The sequence below is a fragment of the Actinoalloteichus hoggarensis genome (genome assembly GCF_002234535.1).
Taxonomy (GTDB): domain Bacteria; phylum Actinomycetota; class Actinomycetes; order Mycobacteriales; family Pseudonocardiaceae; genus Actinoalloteichus_A; species Actinoalloteichus_A hoggarensis.
Genome location: NZ_CP022521.1, coordinates 49,276 through 69,364, shown reverse-complemented (window position 1 = coordinate 69,364; position 20,089 = coordinate 49,276). Strand labels below are relative to the sequence as shown.

The following is a 20,089-nucleotide window of genomic DNA, read 5'->3' as shown; positions in this document are numbered from 1 at the left end:
GTCCTCGTCCGAGCCCTCACTCCGCGTTCTCGCCATTCCGGAGATCCCCTGCCTCAGGCGCTCGCGGGGATCTCCGGCCGACCGGCGCGGTGGTCGGATCGGTGACGTGGTCGGGCCGCGCCGGGTGCGGTCAGTCGTCCCAGTCGTCGTCGTAGCGGTCGTCGTCATCCCGGTCGTCGTCATCGTCGTCGTGGTCCTGTTCGACGTCGCGAACCTCGCCGGTGTGGGCGTCGATCTCGACCTCCCATTCGGTCCGGTCCTGGCGCAGTTCGATCTCCCATTCGAGCCTGCCGTCGTCGGAGTCGAGGTCGACCTCGACGACGGTGGCGCCGGGTGCCTGCTCCTCGGCGATGCGGATCGCCTCGTCGCGGCTGACCGCGGCCTCGGTGCGCGAGTCCGGGGAGCCGCCTGCGGCATCGGGGCCGCCGAGACCACCGCGGTCGTCCTGGTCGTCCCAGTCGTCGCGGTCGTCCCAGTCGTCGCGGTCGTCCCAGTCGTCGCGGTCGTGCCGGTCATCCCGGTCGTCGACCTGCTGGGTGAAGGAGCTGGGGGTGACCTCGCTCGCGCCGCGGCCGTCCAACGCGATGGCGGTGCCGCCGACGGCCAGTAGTCCGGCGGCGCCGATGACCGCGGCCATGAGCTTCGGGTTGCGCATCGGATGTCCTCTCGTGGTGTGTGTCGCTGACGAGAACGACGATGGCCGAGAACGACCTAGCGGCACGCTGCGTGATCCCTAACGACCGGTTAAGGAATTCACGACACCCCGACGGCGGTCGCGCGACGACGAACCCGCGTCCGTGAGCGAGGCGCCGTCAGGCCACAGCCGCGCGACGAACATGTCCGGCACTCGCGACCCCGGAAAGCGCCGTGGACTCGACATCGCGGCCCGCCGACCGAACTCCGCCAGGCACGCCGTTCGCTCGTGATACCGGGGGATGTCGTGACCGATTCGAGGCGGACCGACATCCCGCCCGGCGGGCGCCTGCTCACTCACGAGGCCCGAGACTCCGATCACCACTGGTCACCGACCGCGTCGGCACCGATACACGCGCGAGAACGACGGCACCGCGGCGATGACAAGAGGTGACGCCTTATGGTCTTGAGCCGTGGAGCAACGACGACTGGGTGACTCAGGCCTGACCGTCAGCGTCGTCGGGCTGGGCTGTAACAACCTGGGCAGGCCCGGAACCAGTACGGAGACGCTGTCCGGTACTCGTGCGGTGGTCAATGCGGCGTTGGACGTCGGGATCACGTTCTTCGACGTCGCCGACGTCTACGGCGCCCCTCGCGGCCGCAGTGAGGAGCTGCTGGGACAAGCGCTGTCCGGCCGACGGGAGTGGGCGGTCATCGCCACCAAGTTCGGCATGGACATGCAGGGCGTCAACGGTCCCGACTTCGGCTCTCGCGGTTCACGCCGCTACATCAAACGCGCCGTCGAGTCGTCACTCCGGCGGCTGGGCACCGACTGGATCGACCTCTACCAACTGCATCGCCCGGATCTGGCGACTCCTCTGGAGGAGACGCTGTCCGCATTGGACGATCTGATCCACGAGGGCAAGGTGCGCTACATCGGACACTGCAACCTCGCCGGCTGGCAGATCGCCGACACGGCCTGGATCGCCGACACCGAGAAGCTCATCGGCCCCATCGCCGCGCAGAACCATTATTCGCTGTTGGAACGAGAGGCGGAGCGGGAGGTGGTGCCGGTCTGCGAACGGTTCGGCATCGGGCTGATCCCCTACTTTCCGCTCGCCAACGGACTGCTGACCGGGAAATATCGCCGGGGCGTCGAGACCATGCCGGGGACCAGGCTCGCCGGACGCGGCAGACTGCTCGCCGAGGCACCGTGGGATCGGATCGAGGCGATCAGGCACTTCGCCGACCAACGCAATCTGAGTATGACCGACGTCGCGATCGGGTGGCTGGCCGCACAGCCCGCAGTAGCCTCGGTGATCGCGGGCGCCACCATGCCCGAGCAGATCAAGATGAACGCCGTCGCCGGGGACTGGCAGCCGACCCTGGCAGACTTGGCCGAACTCGACCAGATCTGTCCACCCGGTCGTCGCTGAGCGCCTGAAGGCCTGACGTCCGGCACGGGGATCTCGCGTCGAATCTCGGCTGGTCCCGGTAGACGACAGACCTACGTGCTCAAGGGAGAGCAGATGCAGATCACCGACACCGCAGCGATCGTCACCGGCGGAGCCTCCGGGCTCGGCGGCGCCACCGCACGAGCCCTCGCGGCCGAAGGCGCCACGGTGTTCGCCCTCGATCTGCCCTCGGCCGTCGAGGCGGCGGCCCCCGTGGAGGGCGTCCGGTTCGTCGCCGCCGACGTGCGCAGCGCCGAGCAGGTGCAGGCGGCCGTCGACGCGGCCACCGGCTCCGGACTGCCGCTGCGCGTCGCGGTGAACTGCGCGGGCGTCGCCGACGCCGGCCGCATCCTCAGCCGCAAGGGCGTCCACGATCTGGAGCTCTTCCGCAAGGTCATCGAGATCAACCTGATCGGCACGTTCAACGTGATGCGCCTGGCGGCGGAGGCGATGGCCGCCACCGATCCGCTCGCCGAGGGACATCGGGGCGTGGTCGTCAACACCGCGTCGGTCGCCGCGTTCGAGGGGCAGGTCGGGCAGGCCGCCTACTCGGCGTCCAAGGGCGGCGTCGCGGGGATGACGCTGCCCGCCGCCCGTGACCTGGCCTCACTGGGAGTCCGAGTGATGACCATCGCCCCCGGCATCCTCAGCACACCGATGATGGCGGGCATCACGCCGGAGTTCCGCGAGAAGCTGGAGTCGAACCTCCAGTTCCCGAAGCGCATGGGACACCCGGAGGACTACGCGAGGCTGGTGCTGTCGATCATCGAGCAGGACTACCTCAACGGCGAGACCATCCGGCTCGACGGCGCGCTGCGGATGCCGCCGCGCTGAGTGGAGGACGTCGGGCCGTGCGCGGCGGCGATCACGGCCACACGGATCGCCGCCGCGCAGCCGGTGTTCGTCCGACACGGCGTGGCCCGGGCCTTGAAGGGCGGCCCGGACGCGGCGGGACCGAGCCTGGCGCATCGAAGCGGCGGACGAGCCCGCGAGGACACGGTTTCGATGCCGAGCGAGGTCCGGCCGCCGCGGCCGGAGAATCCTGTGAGGCCCCGACCGGCGTGGCAGCCCGCCGAGTCACGGAACCCACAGACCGCGCGGAACCGGGCGAGCCCCCTCAGAGGTCTCCGGCGTACGGCACCCGGGTGACCTCGGCCGAGGTCATCCAGCGGCGTAGGGCCAGGGTCGCCTGCACGTCGTCCTCGTTGTAGCGGAGCAGCCGCTCTCGCTGCCGATCGTCCGGGGGCGCGCCGTCCAGCCCGACGGCGTCGCGATACCAGCGCATCGAGTTCTCGCCGCCCGCCTCGGGGTCCCGCCACGAGAAGCCCGCCGCCGGCGCGATGGTCTTGAGTCCCCGCCCGCCCGCGCAGAGGAACTGCTCGCGGACGATCGCGAAGAGGTCCACCCATTCCTCCGACTGGATGAAGGCACGCACCTCGCCGACGGCGGGCACCCCCTCGATCCCCTCGAATCGGCTCGCGGAGGACAGCAGCCAGCGGTTCTCGGCCAGTTCGTTGTAGCAGTAGGCGCGGAAGGTCAGGCCGCGCGCCGCCGCCCGCATCCGGACCGTGCGCAACCACGACCAGAACTCGGCGAAGGACCGCGCCTCGTCGGGGGTCGGAACCGGCTCCCAGGTCGCGAAGGCGCGGTATCCCGCGGGCTCGCCGACGTCGGCGCCGGACAGCAGCGAACCCCACAGGTAGGCGCCGCCGTCGCCGAAGCTCTCCATGTCGACGTCCACCTCGACGTCCGCGCGGGGCACCTGGACGTCCCGGACGCGGCGGATCATCGACAGGTCCCGCAGCCAGGCCCTGGCCAGCACGACGGAGTCGCCGAATCCCGCGCCCATCAGCGGCACCGGCGACCGGCCCCGCGGGTCGAGCGCGGCGAGCCCGTCGACGGTGCCCACCCCGACCGACCGGAACGCCGTCGCGTCCTCACCTCGGACCACCAGGCTCACGTCTCGTTCGGCCCGCAGCGTCTGTTCGCACACCGGCCACCACGGGCATGATCGGCATTCGAGGATGCGTGACGGCCGGGCCAGCGGTTCGGCGCCCGCGGCCGCCGCCGCGGCGACGGCGAGCCGGTCGGCGAACCGCTTGTCGTACTCGTCCAGCGCCGTCCGGCCGCCCGGCCAGTTCGGCGCCTCCAGGTCGTGCCAGACCACGACGTCGCCGTCCATGCCGATGACACCGCCGACGGCACGTCCCCGGCCGCTCGCCGCGCCTCTGCCGACCGATCTGCGCCTGCCGGGTGCCTGCCGGGCCGTGTCTCCGCCCTCGTCCCGGCCGGCCGTCACGGCCTGGAGCAGCCGGTGAATGTGTGCGAGCCGCAGCTGGTCCCTCGCCTGCGGCCGGGCCTTGCGATTCGGGTCCGGCCGGGCGGCGGCGAAGGTCGGGGACTCCAAGGGGCTGGTCCGCACTCCGGAGCCCGGGTCGCTCACCTTATGCCGGACCACCAGGACGGGGAGGTAGCGGCCGTCGGACCGTACGAGCAGGTCGATGCCGCCGCGGCGCCCGTGGTCCGGGTCACCGGGCAGCTGGGCACCCCAGATCAGCGGTGTCTCGGCCGCCATCGCGTCGAGCGTGGCGCGGGCTCTGACGCTCGACGGCAGGTCCCGCGCGATCTCGACCCAACCGGGTTCGTGCAGCTCGGCGAGCCGCCTGGCGACGCTCGCCCGGTGGGCGGCCGCGTCCGCCATCCGCTGCTCGGCGGCGGTGTCCGGCTCCGCCTTGGGCGTGTCCGTCATCGTCGGGTCGTTCTCCAGATGGACCCGACGGCGACACCGCGTCACCACCCCCGCGTCGAGAAGAACCGTGTCCGTCACACATCGAGCGTAAGCGCACCCCCGGGATGCCCGAGTCGACACCCGATGTCGCACGCGCCTCGCGGCTGATCTGGCACGATTGGCGATCTCGCTGGAGTACCCCCAGCAGGCTGTCCCAGCCGGTGCTCCAGGGCGGTGCTCCAGGCAGGAATGCGGAGGTGCTCAGGCGATGGCACGACGGAAGAAGGACGACCCCGCCTCGAAGGGGCGTGGTGGCAGACGGCTCACGGGGCTGGCGAAGGCGTTGATCCCGGTCGCGGCACCGGTGCTGCTCCCGTTCGCCGCAGGGGCGGCGGCCTCGGCGCGCGACGCGGTCGACCGATTGCGGGCCCGGCGGCTCGGCGTCCCGGTCGAGCGGCTGGCGGAGTTCAGCGGCCGCGGAGCCGCCCTGCACGCGCGGATCGTCGGCGTGCGGGAGGCGCTGGACGCGCTCCGCGAGCGAGACGGCGACAAGCACGAGGACGCCCGATTCGCCGTGGGGATCGAGCCCCGACTTCGGCAGCTCCTCGCCGCGGTCCGGGCGGCGGAACGGATGCCCGCCGAACGGCGGCGAGCCGCGCACCGGGCGGTCGACGCGGAGCTGGCGCAGGTGGAGGACGAGCTCCTGCGCCGTTTCGGCCTGAGCACACGGCTCGGGTCGACCGCAGGCGGTGCTTCGGCCGCGTCGGGCAGGGCGCAGGCCCCGCGCTCGGCGGCAGGCTGAGCACGGCGGCAGGCGCGTTACGACGTCCCCGTTCCTCGCCGCAGGCCGACACGCCGGGGTCGGGCACCGGGGCATGCGCGCCGGTGGCGTGTCGAGGCGCCGGCGGTGTGTGTCCGGCCCGCCGTTCGATTCGACCCGGCGCCGAGCAGGGCGCCGACGCGCCTGGCCCGCGGAGCGTGCCTCCTCACGGCCGTCCACGAGCCTGGCGGTCGGTGGCCGACCCTGAGGAGACGACGTCCGGGCGTTCACGTCGTCCTCGTCACTCGGCCGCTGTGACGAAGCCCTCCTCGATGAGCCAGTCCCTGGCCACCTGATCCGGGTCCTGGCCCTCCACGTCGACCTTCGCGTTGAGCTCCCGCATCACGTCGTTGTTCAGCGCCTCGGCCACCGGGTCGAGCACCTCCCTGACCTCCGGGTACTCCTCGATGACCTCCTCACGGACCACGACGGAGGCGTTGTACCGGGGGAAGAACAGCCGGTCGTCCTCCAAGACCACCAGGTCCAGGCCAAGCACCCGGCCGTCGGTGCTGAAGATCTCGCCGACGGTGCAGACCTCGCCGTCGGCGGTGGCCTGGTAGATCGGCCCGATGGCCAGGGTGTTGAGATTCTCCGGCGGGACGCTGAAGCCGTAGGCCTCCTCCACACCCGGCATCCCGTCGTTCCGGCTGGCGAACTCGGTCTCCACGCAGAACGTGGCCGCCGACGGGTCCTCGTTGACGAGCGCCGCCAGGTCGGAGAGCGTCTCCACTCCGAGGCGTTCGGCGTTCTCCCTGTTCAACGCGAAGGCGTAGGTGTTGTCCACCGGGGACATCGCCGTCCACACCAGCTGATGTTCCCGCCGGTCCAGCTCGGCGACCGCGTCGTACTGCGCCACGGCATCCGTGATCGGGTCGACCTTGCCGTTGTAGGAGATCCAGGACGTGCCGGTGTACTCCCACATCATGTCGATCTGGCCCGCTGCCTGGGCGTCGCGCGCGCTGTTGGAGCCCTGGATGTTGGTCAGGTCTCGCACCTCGGCACCCGCCGCGGACAGCGTGAACAACGTCATGTAGCCGAGCAGCCAGTTCTCGGTGAAGTCCTTCGATCCGACGGTGAAGACCGCGTCTTCGAAGGCCGGGTTCACCTGGATCGAGCCCGGCCCGACTTCCAGGGACAGCGCCGCCCCCGAGCTGAGCCCGCAGCCCGCGAGCACCGAGACCGAGGTCAGCACCGTCGCCCCCAGCAGGGCGACGCGGCGACGTGTCGTGCTCATCGCAGTCCCTTCGGTCCGAGGAGCCGCTCGGCGAGCCCGCCGAGCCAGTCCACCAACAGTGCCAAGGCCATCGCCAGCGCCGCGCCCACCACCAGGACCGACGGCCTGCCGAGCTTGTATCCGGCGTCGATCAGCTCGCCCAGCCCGCCGCCGCCGACGAAGAACGCCAGCGTCGCGACGCCGACGGCCAGCACCAGCGAGGTGCGCAGGCCCGCCAGGACGAACGGAACGGCCAGGGGCAGTTCGATGCGGCGTAGGACGGTGAGGTTCGACATCCCGACGCCCCGACCCGCCTCCAACAGACTGGGGTCCACCTGCTGGATGCCGATCATGGTGTTGCGCAGCACCGGAAGCAGGGCGTAGAGCGCGGTGGGCAGCACCACGATCCAGAACCCCGTCTGGCCGGTCCACAGGAAGAACAACACCAGGATGCCGATCGCAGGCGCCGCCTGACCGATGTTGGCGATGATCAGCACCACCGGTGCGATGAGCCGGGCCCACGGCCTGGTCACCAGGATGCCCAACGGCACCGCCACCAGGAGCACGATCAACGTCACCATGGCGGTGATCTGGATGTGCTCCCAGGTCAGCGACGTCAACACCGCGAAGTTGATGTTGCGTGCCTCGATGTCGTCCAGGTCTCTGGTGAACGCCCAGACCAACACCCCGGCGATCAACGCCAGCACGATCGCGGGCTCGATGAACAGTCGTAGCCGGTCGCCGCGCCGCGAACCCGAGTTCATGTCCGGCGTCGCACCCTGTGCGACGGAGGTGGTCACGACGCGGTCCCGTCGTCGCCCTCGTGCTGCTCGCGCAGCTGCCGGATGGTGGCCATCAGTGTGTCGATGCCGACCACGCCCGCGTACTCGCCTCGGGACCGGGTGACCACGGCGTAACCGTCGTCGTCGGTCAGGATCGCCTCCAGTGCGTCCTGGAGGGTCGAGGCACGGTCGACGCTGTCGGCGACCGGCCGCCCCACCGTGGCGAGCGAGCCGGCCCTGGCCAGTTCGCGCCGGGTGGCCCAGCGGATCGGCCTGCGCCGCCGGTCCAGAACCAGGCCGACGGCGCCCGGTCGGGTGCCGAGCCGGGCCGACAGCGCCTCCGGGGCCTCCTCCACCGACGCCGTCGGCACCTCCTCCAGCTCGATGTCGCGCACCCGCAGCAGCGTGAGCTGCTTGAGCGAGGCACCGGCGCCGACGAAGCCTGCGACCGTGTCGTCCGCCGGATTGGCCAGGATCGCCTCCGGAGTGTCGTACTGCAGGATCCGAGACTGATCGCCGAGCACGGCGATCCGGTCGCCGAGCTTGACCGCCTCGTCGAAGTCGTGGGTGACGAAGACGATCGTCTTGCCCAGTTCCGCCTGGAGCCGCATCAACTCGTCCTGCAGGTTGCCCCTGGTGATCGGGTCGACCGCGCCGAAGGGCTCGTCCATCAGCAACACGGGTGGGTCGGCGGCCAGAGCTCTGGCCACCCCGATCCGCTGCTGCTGGCCGCCGGAGAGCTGCCGGGGGAACCGGCCGATGAACTCGCTCGCGTCAAGTCCGACCAGGTCGAGCATCTCCTCCGTCCGGTCCTTGATCCGCGCCTTGTCCCAGCCGAGCAGGCCGGGCACCACGCCGATGTTCTCCCCCACCGTCAGGTGCGGGAACAACCCGACCTGCTGGATGGCGTATCCGATGCTGCGCCGCAGTTCGTCGGGGTTCAGGCTGAGCGCGTCCCGACCGCCGATGGTGATCCGGCCGGACGTCGGCTCGATCAGGCGGTTGATCATCTTCATGGTGGTCGTCTTGCCGCAGCCGGACGGACCGACGAAGACCACCGTCTCCCCTGCCGGGATGGTCATCGTCACCGAGTCGACGGCGGGCGACGACTGGTTGCCGTAGCGCTTGGTGACCTCGTCGAGGTGGATCTCGACACTGTCCCCGCCCGTCGAGCCCGTCTGCGCTCTCGCACCGGTCGTACTGCTCGATTCAGACACGGACACCCCTTGACGTGGTCAGTCGGCCGATCACGATGTACAACGCGTCCAGCAGCAGGGCCAGCGCGATGATGCCGAGCGTTCCCGCGATGGCCGAGTTGACCGCGTTCGCGCTTCCGACCCTGGCCAGGCCGGTCAGGATCTGATTGCCCAGGCCGGGGCCCTTGGCGTAGGCGGCGATGGCGAGGATGCCCATGAGCATCTGCGTGCTGACCCGCATCCCGGTGAGCACCGAGGGCCAGGCGAGCCGCAGCTCGACCCTGGTCAGCACGCTCCATCGGCTCATCCCGATGCCTCGCGCCGCGTCGACCACCGACGGGTCGACCGCGCCGAGGCCGACGATGGTGTTCCGCACGATCGGCAGCAGCGCGTAGAGGACCAGCGCCGTCACCGTCGGCGGTACACCGAGACCGAGCACGGGAATGAGCAGGCCGAACAGCGCGAAGGACGGCACCGTCAGGATCGCGCTGGTCAGCGCGGTCGCCACCGATGAGCCTGCCGGGCTGCGGTAGACGGCGATGCCGATCAGCACGCCGATGATCGCCGCGATCAGCGTGCACTGCACCACGGCGCTGGCGTGTTGGAAGGCGTCGACGCCGAGCTGTTCCCATCGCGAGCCGATGTATTCCCAGAGACTCACGTCGACCCGTCCTGGTTCGTGGAGTCACCGATCGGCGACTCGTCCGCCGACGAGCCGGGCAGCGTGGGGCCCTTCTTACCGGTGTCTGTCTTCTTCGCGGCACCGACCTGAAGCTGGAAGTCGCCCGCGAAGCGCTGATTGCCGTGGATCACGGCCTGCTCGATCACCGCATCCGCCTTCTCACTGCGTCGAACCATCGGGTCGCTGCGCAGGTCCTTGGCCAGCGACATGCACAGCAGCACCATCACCAGCACGAACGGCGCGGCGGCGAGGATGGTCAGGTTCTGGAGTCCGGCCAGCGCGTCGCCGCTGCCGTCGCCCACCAACAGCATGATCGCCGCGACCGCGCCGGTGGCCACGCCCCAGAAGATGACGACGGGTCGACTCGGCGAGATGGACCCGCGTTCGGACATCGTGCCCATGACGACGGCGGCCGCGTCGGCGCCGGAGACGAAGAAGATGGCGACGAGCACCATGACCAGGACGCTGACCACCTCGGACAGTGGGAACGCGGCGAGCAGTCCGAAGAGCTGCGCCTCCTGTCCGCCCGCGTTCGCCAGGTCTATCCCCTGTTGCTGCTCGTAGATCGCGCTGCCTCCGAGGACGGCGAACCACACCAGGCTGACGGCGCTGGGCACCAGGATGACGCCGCTGACGAACTGGCGGATGGTGCGGCCTCGACTGATGCGCGCGATGAAGAGGCCGACGAACGGCGCCCACGAGATCCACCAGGCCCAGTAGAAGACCGTCCACCCGGAGAGCCATTCGTTGACGACGTCGCCGCCGGTGGCATCGGTGCGGGCGGCCATCATCGCCAGGTCGTTGAAGTAGGCGCCGATGGAGGTGGGCACCAGGTTGAGGATCAACACCGTCGGGCCGACCACGAACAGGAACACCGCGAGCAGCGCCGCGAGGACCATGTTGATGTTCGAGAGCCACTGGATGCCCTTCGCGACGCCGGACACGGCCGAGGCGATGAAGGCGATGGTCAGGACGACGATGATCATCACGAGGACCGTGGTACTCAGGTTCTGCGCCCAGCCCAGTTCCTGAAGGCCGCTACCGATCTGGAGCGCTCCGAGGCCCAACGAGGTAGCCGAGCCGAACAGGGTGGCGAAGATGGCCAGGATGTCGATGACCCTGCCGATCGGTCCGCCGGCCATCCGCCTGCCGAACAACGGCGCGAAGGCGGCGCTGATCAGCTGCCTGCGTCCTCGGCGGAAGGTGCCGTAGGCGATCGCGAGGCCGAGCACCGCGTAGATGGCCCACGGATGCAGCGTCCAGTGGAACAGCGAGGTGGCCATGGCGGTCGACACCGCCTCGTTGGTCTCGGCGGCGACGGTGCCGGGCGGCGGTGCCGCATAATGCGAAAGCGGCTCGGTAACACCGAAGAACATCAGACCGATGCCCATACCGGCACTGAACATCATCGCGATCCACGAGACGGTCCGGAACTCGGGCTTCTCGTCGTCGCGGCCGAGTGGGATGTTGCCGTACCTGCTTGCCGCCAACCACAGGATGAACACGACGAAGCCGGAGGCCGCCAGCACGAACACCCAGCCGGTGTTGGTCATCAGCCAGCCGAGGGCGGAGCCGGAGAAGTCACCGAGTCCGCTGGTGTCCAGCATTCCCCACGCCAGGAACGCCAACGCGAGCACCGCCGAGATGCCGAACACGACCCAGTCCGTCGTCGGCCGCGCGGTTCTGGTCGCGGCGTGTGACGTGGTCGGGGCATCGGCGGTGCCGAGTGATCGATCGCTATCAGGGTCTTCTGTCGTCACTTCATGTGCGACGCCCGGTCAGGGGCGCCCCTCCTCTCTACGGGAGGCACGCCCATTACTCAGAGCACACAGCGCGTGCTCTGAGTGAGAAGCATGCCGTCAAGGGACTCCACCGTTGCTCACGACGCTCGCAGAAGCAACCAGGCCCACGCGGGGTGTCATCGAAACGACACATAGGCTTGCCGACGTGAGAGGGGTGTCAGGAGGTGATCGGCCGGCGCCGCGAACGCTCGGCGACGCGCTGACGACCGGCCTCGCATCGTCACTCTCCGTGTCTGCACATGCCCTCGCGGGCGGGTCCGCGCCCGGCCTCGGCCTCACGCTGGTTCTTACCGCACTACTCGCGGCGGCGCTGCTCGCCGCGCCGAATCGCAGCCGGAGTCTGCGCGCCACGCTGCTGACGCTGACCGCCGCCCAGCTGGGGATGCACCTGCTGTTGGAGGCGCTGAGCGCCCACGGTCACTCGGCGACCGCGGTGACGGCGGAACTCGATCCGCTTCTCATGGTGGGCGCGCATGCTGCGGCCACCATCGTCGGTGCCCTCCTGCTGACTCAGGCCGAGCGGGTGCTGTGCCGAGGAGTCGGGGCCTTCGCCCGCAGCGTGGCAAGGCTCCGCAGGCTGTTGACGGGCGAACCCCTCGTCGTTCCCGCTCTGCGGGGCACGCTCACACCGTTGACCAGCGGCCAGTCTCGCCACGACCAGGTACTCGCCCGACGGGCCAACACCCGGCGCGGTCCGCCGACTCTCCACGCAGTACGTCACCTCGGTCCCGCCGACACGGTGCGGGATCACTGCCGCCAGGAGAGAAAGCGACATGTCGACATTTTGCACTGCCCGTAGGCTCGGCGGAGCCCTCGCTCTGGCCGGCGTCTTCGGCCTCGCGGGGGCGGGCACGGCCCTCGCCCACGTCACCGCCGTCCCCGACGAGGCGACCTCGGGCGGGTTCGCCACCTTCGCGCTGCGGGTCCCCAACGAGCGGCCGGACGCAGGCACGGTGAGCGTCTCGGTCAGCTTCCCCGCCGAGTACCCGCTCTCGTCCGTCCGCACCCGGCCCCAGCCGGGCTGGACGGTGGAGGTCGAACGCTTCGAGGAGTCCGAGGAGTCGGACCAGGAGCCCGCCGTCAGCACCATCACCTGGACCGCCGAGGACGGCGCCGGGATCGCCCCCGATGAGTTTCAGGAGTTCTCCCTGAGCCTGGGCGGGCTTCCCACGGACACCGACCACTTCGTCATGCCCGCCGTGCAGACCTATGACAGCGGCGAGGTCGTGGCCTGGGACGAGCCCCCGACGGAGGACGGCGAGGAGCCCGCTCGGCCCGCGCCGATGCTCACCCTCGTCGAAGGCGACGGGGGGCACGGCCACGGTGACGGCCACGGAACGACCACGCGGGGCACCGAATCCGGCGACGCGGAGTCGGAGGACGCCGTGACCGCGAGCGGTGCCCAGGACGACACCGCCCGACTGCTCGGCGGCGGCGGTCTGGTCGTCGGCGCGCTCGGCGTCGGCTTCGGCATCGGAGCGATGCTGCGGGCGAGGAGGCGATGACCATGCGACGCGGCGTCGCCTGGGTGCTCGCGGCGGCGGTGATCGGTCTCGGCATGGTCGGCACCGCCACGCCCGCCTCGGCGCACAACGTCCTCATCGACAGCAGCCCGGAGAACGGCGCCGAGATCGACACCGCACCGGATCGGATCGACCTGGTCTTCGATCAGATCGTCCAGCCGGGCTTCAACACGGTGACGGTGACCGGCCCGGACCAGAACCGGTGGGAGGAGACCAGCGAGGCGACCGTCGACGGCGAGACCGTCAGCACGACGGTGCACCCGCTCGGCCCGGCAGGCGAGTACACCGTGGGCTTCCGGGTGCTGTCCGCGGACGGCCACACGGTGCGGGGAAGCACGACCTTCACCCTGACCGAGGCAGGCGACGGCGACGTCCCGCCGCAGCCCGCGGACGACGAGGCGTCGGCGGACGGCTCCGCCGACGAGGCCTCGACGGAGGAGGGCATGCCGGTCTGGCCGTGGATCGCGGGAGCCGCCGTCCTGCTCGCCGTCGGAGTCACGGTGGGGATCCGTTTCGGTGGCGGCGACACGTCCAAGGGGTAACGAACGGTCCCATCGGCCAGAAGTAGTGAGCAGTACTGGTGAGTAGTACTAGTGGATCAACGAGCGGTCGTGGACCACTCGGCGCTCCGCTGCTCACGGCGGGGGCGGGGGCGCTGCTCGGGCTGACGCTCGGTCTCGCTCTCGCCACCGCGTTCGATCGCTCGACGACGCCTGCGGCGGACGGCCTCACCGGGGTCACGCTGCCCGCGCTCCGCCTGGCCGTCGACGTCACGGGCACCGCCGTGGTCGGTCTGTCCGTTCTCCGTCTGCTGCTGCGCACCGGCAGGCCGCCGCACGGCGGCGAGGCGGCGACCGCCGCCAAGGCCGCCGCCGCCGCGGACCGCTCCGCGGCCCGAGCCGCCCTCGCCGCGGCGGCCGCCTGGGCGCTGCTCGCTCTGGTCCTGCTGTGGGCCCAGGCGGGCGCCGCCGCAGGCGCCGGGCTGTGGATCTCACTACCCCGACTGGTGGAATACCTCGCCGTCGTGCCCGCGGGCCGAGCACTGCTCGTCGTCGTGGGCGCCGCCGCGGCCTGCGGCGTCGCCGTGGTGCTCGGGCGGCGGCGTGAATCCCTCCGTCGGGAGGCACTGATCGTCGCGCTGCTCGGCACGGCGGCCCTGCCGCTCACCGGGCATGCCTCGGTGACCGGCTTGGACACCCTGGCCGTGACGTCGGCGGCGGTGCACGCCGGAGCGGCCTCGATCTGGGTCGGCGGGCTGGGGGCGGTACTGCTGTTCGTGGCGCCGCGCCGGGGCCTGGCGGCACGGGTGCTACCCGGCTACTCCACGGTGGCGGGCTGGTGTCTGGCCGCCGTTGCGCTGAGCGGTCTGCTCGGTGCGCTGATCCGCATCGAGTTGGAGTTCTCGGCGCTGTACAGCACCGGGTACGGCAGCCTCATCCTCGCCAAGACCATCGCTCTGCTTCTGCTGGCCGTGTTCGGAGCGCGGCTGCGATTCCGGATCGTTCCCGGCGTCGCCCGGCATCAGGGCAGCGGCCTGGCGGTCTGGGCATCCGTCGAACTCGGCATCATGCTGGCCGCCTACGGGCTCGCCGCCGTGCTCGCCATCGCCTGACGCCGCACCGCCCGGAGCGAGCCGCGCAGGGCGCTCCGTGTGGAGACGCCACGCGCGGACGGCGGACGAGGCTCCCGGCAGCGGTCCCGACACCGCGGATGAGGCGCCGGCGATGTGCTTGCGCGGCGGGCCCGCGACGATACCGGGCCCGCCACCACTCCAGGCCCCGGCTCTCGACGCAGGCGCCGAATGCCGCCGGTCCCCGCCGAGCCCCGCCGCTCGCGACTAGAACCGGCCGATGTGCCGCAACGCGCGGACGGCCTCCGGTCGCCGCGTCATCCGGTCCAGGACGGCCATGCACTCCCGGCCGCGTCGATGCAGTTCCCGCCGACCGATCCAGCCCGCCGCGTACCAGCGATACGCCTGCCCCAGCATGACCAGGGCCGCGAGGTACTCCGAGGCCCGCCGCGCGGCGGGCTCGGCAAGCCCGACGACCAGCGAGAGCTGCGCGTCCACCAGTTCGTCGAGCATCGCGGCGGTGCGCAGCGCACGCCGTCGAGCGGCGCTCGGTCGAATCCGACGATCCCTGGGCCACGCCACCGACAGCCACCTCGCCTACATGCGGACGCCCGAACCACGCAGGCCCGACCGGCGACGACCGCAGGCGATGCGGCGTAGTCGACGAACCCTCGCCCGCGACACAGCGGCGGCGTTCTTCCGACCGGGACAGCCTGGGCATCGCCGAACGGGGCCCCGCCGTTACGCGTCCGGACGCCCCGTCGGGTGATCAACGATAGGGCGTCCAGGGCACGCTGTCGTCACCAGACCGCAGCGAGTCCAGACGCAGCTGCAACTGGGCGCGGACGCCGGGGTTGCTGCGCAGGATCGGCAGCACGCTGGTGGTGAGCTTGAGTTCCCGCACGTCGCGCAGCACGGCGAAACCCGACCAGCGGGTGATGTCGAAGCCGTACTCGTGAGCCAGCAGCCGCTGCTGCTCCTCCGGATGCAGGAAGCGCTGGGCGCCGACCGCGAGCGGTGTCAGATCCCATTCCCTCGGCCCCACACACGCGGAGTCGAAGTCGCAGATCGCCGTGCCCGCAGGCCCCGGGATGAGGTTGCCCAGGTGCGCGTCGCCGTGCAGGACGCCCTGCGGCAGCGGGAAGCGCAGGTCACGGAGCCGTTCCGCCACGTCGGCGCAGCGACGTTCCAGGAAACCGCGATCTCGATCGGACAGCTCCTCCGCGTCGGCGAGCCTGCGGCGCACGTCGTCCAACGGTCGCCAGGTCGGCAGGGGGAAGTCCGGTGCGGGCAGTCGATGAATGTCTCGCAGCAGCCGCGCCAGCTCCTCGGCGCCGGGAGGCGATCCCACGTGGGGAATCGCCTCCCAGATCGTCGCGACCTGCCCGCCCGCGTGGACCGGCTGATCGAGACCCGGCGGCAGCCGTACGGCGGCGACACCGTTCTCGGCCAGCCAGCGCGCCATCCGCACGACCTTCTCCGCGCGATGCCGCAGGCGGGCCGAGGCGACGATGCGCACCACGTGCCGCCGATCGGCCAATTCGAACACGGCGTTGTTCGTGAAGCGGAGCAGCCTCGCCCCGGCGGGGTCCAGTCCGACTCGGGCGCACACCTCCCCGAGCGCGACGGTCAGCTTGTCGATCGTGAAACGACCGTCGAGTCGGTTCTCCGCGATCACCGTCATGCCACTCGGTGACTCCTGATCCGCTCCGCGAGCTCCCGGCTCATCGGATTGGCGGATCGCTTCTGGGCGAGGTCCTCGAGCGGCCGCATCCGGTCGAAGACCCGCTTCGAGCGCACGTGCTCGCTGGCGTCGAGGGCGAGGGCGCCCATCGAGGCGCCCTGGTCGATGTCGCCCTCGATGAGGTGGTTGAGCGCCAGCATCGTGCACTGGAACGCGACGTTCCTTGTCGGCACGCCGCCGTAGTCGTTGATGGCCCTGGTCAGCGAGTTGATCGCGATCCTGCTGTGCTTCGGGTCGGCGTCGTCCTTGGTCGCCAGCTCGGTGTGGATCGCACCGATCATGGCGTACAGGTCGGTCTCGTCGAAGAACCGCACCCAGCCGGGCGGATCGGTGCGCTCGCTGCGCTCGAACATGTCCTTGGCCATGTTCACCAGGTTCTTGGCGGGCCGCTCCATGCCCAGCTTCGCGTAGGCCCATGCCTCGTTGGCGCAGAGGACCGCGGTGGTGAGCTGCGAGCCCGTGTTCTGCGCCGCCATCTGTCCGAGCTGGAACAGCTTGAGTGCCTCGTTGGGCTCCTCGTGGTGCAGGTAGAGCCGTCCCGTGCGGTAGAGCACGTTGGCGACCAACGAGTCGTCTCCGCCACGACGCGCGAACTCCAGCGCCCGGGAGAAGTGTCCGCGCGCGGAGTCGATCAATCCGGTGTCGAAGGAGGTCCAGCCCGCCAGGTTGTGCAGGTCGCCGATGGCGACGAACAGTCGATTCTCGATCCCGTCCCGGCGTTGGGCACTCAACAGCTGCTGCGCCCACCGGAGCTGGGCGATCACGGCGTCTCGGCAGAAACCGCCGCCGTGCCGAGAGTCCAACGAGCGCAGCGCACTGGTCGCCGCCTCGATCTGACGTACGTCGGTCACTCCGATCCGCCCCGGGATCGGGGTCTGATCAGAGGCAGGTGCCCAGCCCTCGTCTTCCCCGAAGACGGCCGCGCCGACGGTCACGGCGGCAGCGTGCGCCAGGAATTTGCGGCGCTTCACCGATTCGTCCTCCTCCGACTGTGGGTCACCGGACGTGCCGACGACCTTGATCGCCGTGCCCTCGTCATAGGCCAGGCCCATGAATCCCCTCGGCACCCCCAGGCCGTCGGCGATCCTGACCAGCACGTCATACGCCATGACCTGCCTGCCCTTGAGGATCTCCGAGACCTCGGACTGCGACTGGCCCGTCGCGGCGGCGATCTGACGCTGAGAGATCCCGTTCTTGCGAAGCAGCTTGTAGACGGTGCTGATCTCGCGCTTCAGCAGCGCCTCACGCATCTCCTGGCTCTCCCAGAACTCCGATGTAACAAGAGAGCTACGCGAACCGATGGTGTTCATTTGAACCCCCTCCCGCTCCAACGGGCGTCTCCCGCAGAGTAAGGCCACGTTGTGCGTCGGTGAAGTCCCGATCGGTGGAGCTGATCGGCCCCGCCGAACATCGCCGACCGCTTGTCGTCGAAGTGCAGCCGATCAACGCAATCGGTCTCCCCATGACAACGCCTGTGAATCAAGGTTGTACCCGGAACGACGGAACGCGGTGCGATCGACAGTGAGGAACCGAGAGTCGTGAGCTTGACGAGTCAGATCGACCCCCTCGCGGGGGGTGACACGGAGCAGGCGCGACGTCGCCACGTCCTCCGTGCGGACTCGGCTTCGAGCGGGGCCGAGGGACTGCACGACGACCGACCGGTGGGAGAGGACGACGGCGAGCCGGATCGCAACGACGTCGGCTCCGCGGAACCGCACGGCGGCAGGCCGCACTGGCTGGTGGACTGCCGAGACGTGGCCAACCGCGCCTGCGTCATCACCGTGCTCGTCGATCACGGCAGGGTGGTCCTGCTCGGGCCGCCCGGTGAGACGGCCGTGCTGACCGCAGCCGAGGTCGGTCGACTTCGGACGGTGCTGCACGAGGCCGCCGAACTGGCGAAAGGGTGACGTTGCGGTGGACGAGATTCTGGGCCGTGTCCTGCGGACGGCGGTGTGGGAGCGGCTCGACATGCTGACCCGGCTCGCCGAGCGGGCCGACACCTCGTCGTTGTTGTCGGTGGCTCGTTCGGAGCTGCCCCGTCTGACCGAGTGCTGGCGCGAGCTGCTCAGCGCGCACCAGCCGGACAACCGAGGAAACTGCCGCGAATGCTCCACCCGCTGGCGGCAGCAGCAGGCGCCGTGCGAGGTGTGGCGCGCGGCCTACGAACACCTGGTGATGGGCGGACTGGCCCCGGAGGACACGTCCGCTTCCGCGCCGGGCGGCACGGCAGGCAGGCCCGACGTCGGAACAACGGACCGGTCTCCGATCTCCGTCGGAGCCGCCTGAACATCGAAGACGGGCGGTCTCGACCTCGTGCCAACCCCCGACTGGAGCGAGTTCGAACAACCGCCTCGGTGCCGGTGGTCCGCCACCGCACGGCCCCCGACGGTGCACGGCGGGCCACCGGTCACCGAAAAACACCGTCCGGACGCCGGGCGCACAACTGCACAGTGATCTCTCTCGGCAGCACCGCGGCACGGCTGCGTCCGTCGACTCCACGACGACGAACGCACGACTCGAGCGCGAAGCCGAGACCACGACTTCCGCGGGCCGACACTCACGTCCCTCCCCCGACAGTGTTGGTCCGCGGATTCCAACCGGCCTCGGTGTCCGTTGCCGTCACCATGAGCGGACATCGAGGCCAGCCCAACCAGAGCCCTCCCGAGATGGGGCCGAGTCCGTCGACGCCCACACGACGTGACCGCCCCGCGAGAGGCGGGTGGCCGCCCACGCCACCCGCCTCTCGTCCTACCTTCATCGCCATCGCCGAGAGTGCGTGCTCGAGGGGACGGCGTGTCCGTGTCTCGGCCGTCGGTGATTCGACGGACCATACGGCGAGTGTTCCGCTGCCTCCGCCGATCCTGTGTCAGCGTGCCCGGCAGACGATTCCGTTGTGCGACTTGATCTCCCCGTGTCGCAGCACCTCGAACCCGTTCTCGTGCGCGTACAGGCCGAGCTGTGCGACGTTCTGCAGCTCGCGGTACGAGAAGTTCATGAGATCGCCGAACAGTCGGTAGAACGCCTTGGTGCGCAGGGCGACCCTCGGCGTGGTGAGGATCGCGTAGCCGCCGGGGCGGAGGAAGCGTCGATGCCAGTCGAAGGCCATCGGCTTGTACTGGTCGGGGAAGTGCTCGACGAGACCGATCGACACGACGATGTCGAACTCGCGGCCGAAGTCGAGATCACGGATGTCGGAGACCAGGTACGAGACGTCCATCTCGTCGCGGTGCCAGACCCGGGGCGCGCCGGTGGCCGGATCGGCGCCCAGGAAGGGATAGTCGGTCGGGAAGGCGCCGAACCGTCCTGTCACGCAGTACTCGTCGTAATCGACCAGAACCACCTCGCCGCCCGGATACATCGCCGAGAGCAGCATGGCCTCGTAGCCCTCCGCGGCACCGAGGAACAGGATTCTCGGCCGCTTCACGTCCAGTCCGTGAAACAGGGATCGTTTGGCCCTCGGGTCCCACACCGTGTCTCCGACTCGGTGCGCCTGGTTCCAGACCGTCCATCTGGCCACTTCGGACAGAGCAGCGTAGGCCGCCTTGACCTGCAACGCGGACAGCCTCAGTCCCGCCTCTCGCAGTGCGGCGACCCTGGCACGCACCGGATCGGTGTCGAACAGGGATTGGAAGGAGCGGTTGAACATCCGCCAGGCCAACGGGACCGGGAGCGACTCGTCATGCTCGGCCTCCCAGGCGCGTCGGTCACGGGACCAGTTCTCGACGCGGAACGGCCTGCCGACCTCCCGCCAGCTCAGCCGAGAGAAGTCGATCGGCCTCGCGTCGGCGAACACGTCACGCCCGGTGGGTCGTAGATCGACTCGATGCGTTCCTCGGACCTGAGTGCGGCCGAGATCCGCGTCGGACCATCGAGATGAGGACGACAGCGATGTCATGACGCCTCCTGTCTCGTTCGCTCGATCTGGTAGCGCACCGTCGCTCC

The 20,089-nt window shown here is 70.2% G+C and carries 20 protein-coding genes; 9 read left to right on the top strand and 11 right to left on the bottom strand.

Annotated features, from left to right (window positions below; genetic code table 11):
- Positions 1-130: 130 nt before the first annotated feature.
- Positions 131-655, bottom strand: coding sequence for a PepSY domain-containing protein (locus AHOG_RS00290; RefSeq protein WP_093939579.1), 525 nt, complete (start codon positions 653-655; stop codon positions 131-133).
- A 451-nt stretch (positions 656-1,106) separates the two neighbouring features.
- Here AHOG_RS00290 and AHOG_RS00285 point away from each other — a divergent pair, with 451 nt between their 5' ends.
- Both AHOG_RS00285 and AHOG_RS00280 read left to right on the top strand, forming a co-directional pair.
- Complete coding sequence (locus AHOG_RS00285; RefSeq protein ID WP_093939578.1) at positions 1,107-2,069, top strand: aldo/keto reductase; 963 nt, start codon at positions 1,107-1,109, stop codon at positions 2,067-2,069.
- A gap of 93 nt (positions 2,070-2,162) precedes the next feature.
- Positions 2,163-2,921, top strand: a complete 759-nt coding sequence (locus tag AHOG_RS00280) for an SDR family NAD(P)-dependent oxidoreductase (RefSeq protein ID WP_093944008.1) — start codon at positions 2,163-2,165, stop codon at positions 2,919-2,921.
- A gap of 283 nt (positions 2,922-3,204) precedes the next feature.
- Here AHOG_RS00280 and AHOG_RS00275 read toward each other — a convergent pair whose 3' ends face one another.
- The gene (locus AHOG_RS00275; RefSeq protein WP_093939577.1) at positions 3,205-4,914 is read right to left on the bottom strand and encodes a TM0106 family RecB-like putative nuclease; all 1,710 of its coding nucleotides are present in this window, start codon (positions 4,912-4,914) and stop codon (positions 3,205-3,207) included.
- A gap of 169 nt (positions 4,915-5,083) precedes the next feature.
- Here AHOG_RS00275 and AHOG_RS00270 point away from each other — a divergent pair, with 169 nt between their 5' ends.
- Positions 5,084-5,617 (top strand): DUF6474 family protein, encoded by a 534-nt coding sequence (locus tag AHOG_RS00270; protein WP_184451060.1) that lies wholly within the window; start codon positions 5,084-5,086, stop codon positions 5,615-5,617.
- Between the two features lie 259 nt (positions 5,618-5,876).
- Here the strand turns inward: AHOG_RS00270 and AHOG_RS00265 are convergent, their stop codons facing one another.
- From AHOG_RS00265 to AHOG_RS00245, 5 genes are read right to left on the bottom strand one after another with little or no spacing between them, the layout of a single operon-like run.
- The gene (locus AHOG_RS00265; RefSeq protein WP_093939576.1) at positions 5,877-6,869 is read right to left on the bottom strand and encodes a glycine betaine ABC transporter substrate-binding protein; all 993 of its coding nucleotides are present in this window, start codon (positions 6,867-6,869) and stop codon (positions 5,877-5,879) included.
- The gene (locus tag AHOG_RS00260; RefSeq protein ID WP_376700084.1) at positions 6,866-7,648 is read right to left on the bottom strand and encodes an ABC transporter permease; all 783 of its coding nucleotides are present in this window, start codon (positions 7,646-7,648) and stop codon (positions 6,866-6,868) included. Before AHOG_RS00260 ends, AHOG_RS00265 begins: the two co-directional genes overlap by 4 nt.
- Positions 7,645-8,853, bottom strand: a complete 1,209-nt coding sequence (locus AHOG_RS00255; protein ID WP_211290504.1) for an ABC transporter ATP-binding protein — start codon at positions 8,851-8,853, stop codon at positions 7,645-7,647. The genes AHOG_RS00260 and AHOG_RS00255 overlap by 4 nt, the downstream gene beginning before the upstream one ends.
- Positions 8,840-9,487, bottom strand: a complete 648-nt coding sequence (locus AHOG_RS00250) for an ABC transporter permease (protein WP_093939575.1) — start codon at positions 9,485-9,487, stop codon at positions 8,840-8,842. The genes AHOG_RS00255 and AHOG_RS00250 overlap by 14 nt, the downstream gene beginning before the upstream one ends.
- Positions 9,484-11,163, bottom strand: a complete 1,680-nt coding sequence (locus AHOG_RS00245; RefSeq protein WP_281258063.1) for a BCCT family transporter — start codon at positions 11,161-11,163, stop codon at positions 9,484-9,486. The genes AHOG_RS00250 and AHOG_RS00245 overlap by 4 nt, the downstream gene beginning before the upstream one ends.
- Positions 11,164-11,539: 376 nt before the next feature.
- Between AHOG_RS00245 and AHOG_RS00240 the strand changes: the two genes are divergently transcribed.
- From AHOG_RS00240 to AHOG_RS00225, 4 genes are read left to right on the top strand one after another with little or no spacing between them, the layout of a single operon-like run.
- Entirely contained in the window at positions 11,540-12,109 is a 570-nt protein-coding gene (locus AHOG_RS00240) for a hypothetical protein (protein ID WP_157736547.1), read from the top strand.
- Entirely contained in the window at positions 12,084-12,815 is a 732-nt protein-coding gene (locus tag AHOG_RS00235; RefSeq protein ID WP_093939572.1) for a YcnI family copper-binding membrane protein, read from the top strand. The genes AHOG_RS00240 and AHOG_RS00235 overlap by 26 nt, the downstream gene beginning before the upstream one ends.
- The gene (locus AHOG_RS00230) at positions 12,812-13,375 is read left to right on the top strand and encodes a copper resistance CopC family protein (RefSeq protein ID WP_311770188.1); all 564 of its coding nucleotides are present in this window, start codon (positions 12,812-12,814) and stop codon (positions 13,373-13,375) included. Before AHOG_RS00235 ends, AHOG_RS00230 begins: the two co-directional genes overlap by 4 nt.
- Positions 13,376-13,413: 38 nt before the next feature.
- A complete protein-coding gene (locus AHOG_RS00225) occupies positions 13,414-14,445 on the top strand; it encodes a copper resistance D family protein (protein WP_093939570.1) in 1,032 nt (343 codons plus the stop codon).
- Positions 14,446-14,670: 225 nt separating this feature from the next.
- On the opposite strand, the gene AHOG_RS00220 is transcribed toward AHOG_RS00225, so the two are convergent.
- The 3 genes from AHOG_RS00220 to AHOG_RS00210 form a co-directional block, all read right to left on the bottom strand.
- On the bottom strand, positions 14,671-14,985 hold the full coding sequence (locus tag AHOG_RS00220; protein WP_245856493.1) for a hypothetical protein: 315 nt from the start codon (positions 14,983-14,985) through the stop codon (positions 14,671-14,673).
- 187 nt (positions 14,986-15,172) lie between these two features.
- Positions 15,173-16,087, bottom strand: coding sequence for a phosphotransferase enzyme family protein (locus AHOG_RS00215; RefSeq protein ID WP_093939568.1), 915 nt, complete (start codon positions 16,085-16,087; stop codon positions 15,173-15,175).
- Positions 16,084-17,457, bottom strand: a complete 1,374-nt coding sequence (locus AHOG_RS00210; protein WP_169725786.1) for a helix-turn-helix transcriptional regulator — start codon at positions 17,455-17,457, stop codon at positions 16,084-16,086. Before AHOG_RS00210 ends, AHOG_RS00215 begins: the two co-directional genes overlap by 4 nt.
- Before the next feature lie 234 nt (positions 17,458-17,691).
- Between AHOG_RS00210 and AHOG_RS00205 the strand changes: the two genes are divergently transcribed.
- Together AHOG_RS00205 and AHOG_RS00200 are read left to right on the top strand one after the other, a co-directional pair.
- Positions 17,692-18,054 (top strand): hypothetical protein, encoded by a 363-nt coding sequence (locus AHOG_RS00205; protein WP_157736546.1) that lies wholly within the window; start codon positions 17,692-17,694, stop codon positions 18,052-18,054.
- Between the two features lie 7 nt (positions 18,055-18,061).
- Positions 18,062-18,433, top strand: a complete 372-nt coding sequence (locus AHOG_RS00200; RefSeq protein ID WP_245856492.1) for a hypothetical protein — start codon at positions 18,062-18,064, stop codon at positions 18,431-18,433.
- A 580-nt stretch (positions 18,434-19,013) separates the two neighbouring features.
- On the opposite strand, the gene AHOG_RS00195 is transcribed toward AHOG_RS00200, so the two are convergent.
- Positions 19,014-20,042: a class I SAM-dependent methyltransferase gene (locus AHOG_RS00195; RefSeq protein WP_093939565.1), complete on the bottom strand. Its 1,029-nt coding sequence runs from the start codon at positions 20,040-20,042 to the stop codon at positions 19,014-19,016.
- Positions 20,043-20,089 lie beyond the last annotated feature (47 nt).

Excerpts from the sequence above, each read along its gene's own strand:
- AHOG_RS00270 (WP_184451060.1), top strand. The coding sequence starts at position 5,084 with ATGGCACGACGGAAGAAGGACGACCCCGCCTCGAAGGGGCGTGGTGGC.
- AHOG_RS00230 (WP_311770188.1), top strand. The coding sequence starts at position 12,812 with ATGACCATGCGACGCGGCGTCGCCTGGGTGCTCGCGGCGGCGGTGATC.
- AHOG_RS00290 (WP_093939579.1), bottom strand. The coding sequence starts at position 655 with ATGCGCAACCCGAAGCTCATGGCCGCGGTCATCGGCGCCGCCGGACTA.
- AHOG_RS00280 (WP_093944008.1), top strand. The coding sequence starts at position 2,163 with ATGCAGATCACCGACACCGCAGCGATCGTCACCGGCGGAGCCTCCGGG.
- AHOG_RS00210 (WP_169725786.1), bottom strand. The coding sequence starts at position 17,457 with ATGAACACCATCGGTTCGCGTAGCTCTCTTGTTACATCGGAGTTCTGG.
- AHOG_RS00265 (WP_093939576.1), bottom strand. The coding sequence starts at position 6,869 with ATGAGCACGACACGTCGCCGCGTCGCCCTGCTGGGGGCGACGGTGCTG.
- AHOG_RS00215 (WP_093939568.1), bottom strand. The coding sequence starts at position 16,087 with ATGACGGTGATCGCGGAGAACCGACTCGACGGTCGTTTCACGATCGAC.
- AHOG_RS00195 (WP_093939565.1), bottom strand. The coding sequence starts at position 20,042 with ATGACATCGCTGTCGTCCTCATCTCGATGGTCCGACGCGGATCTCGGC.
- AHOG_RS00235 (WP_093939572.1), top strand. The coding sequence starts at position 12,084 with ATGTCGACATTTTGCACTGCCCGTAGGCTCGGCGGAGCCCTCGCTCTG.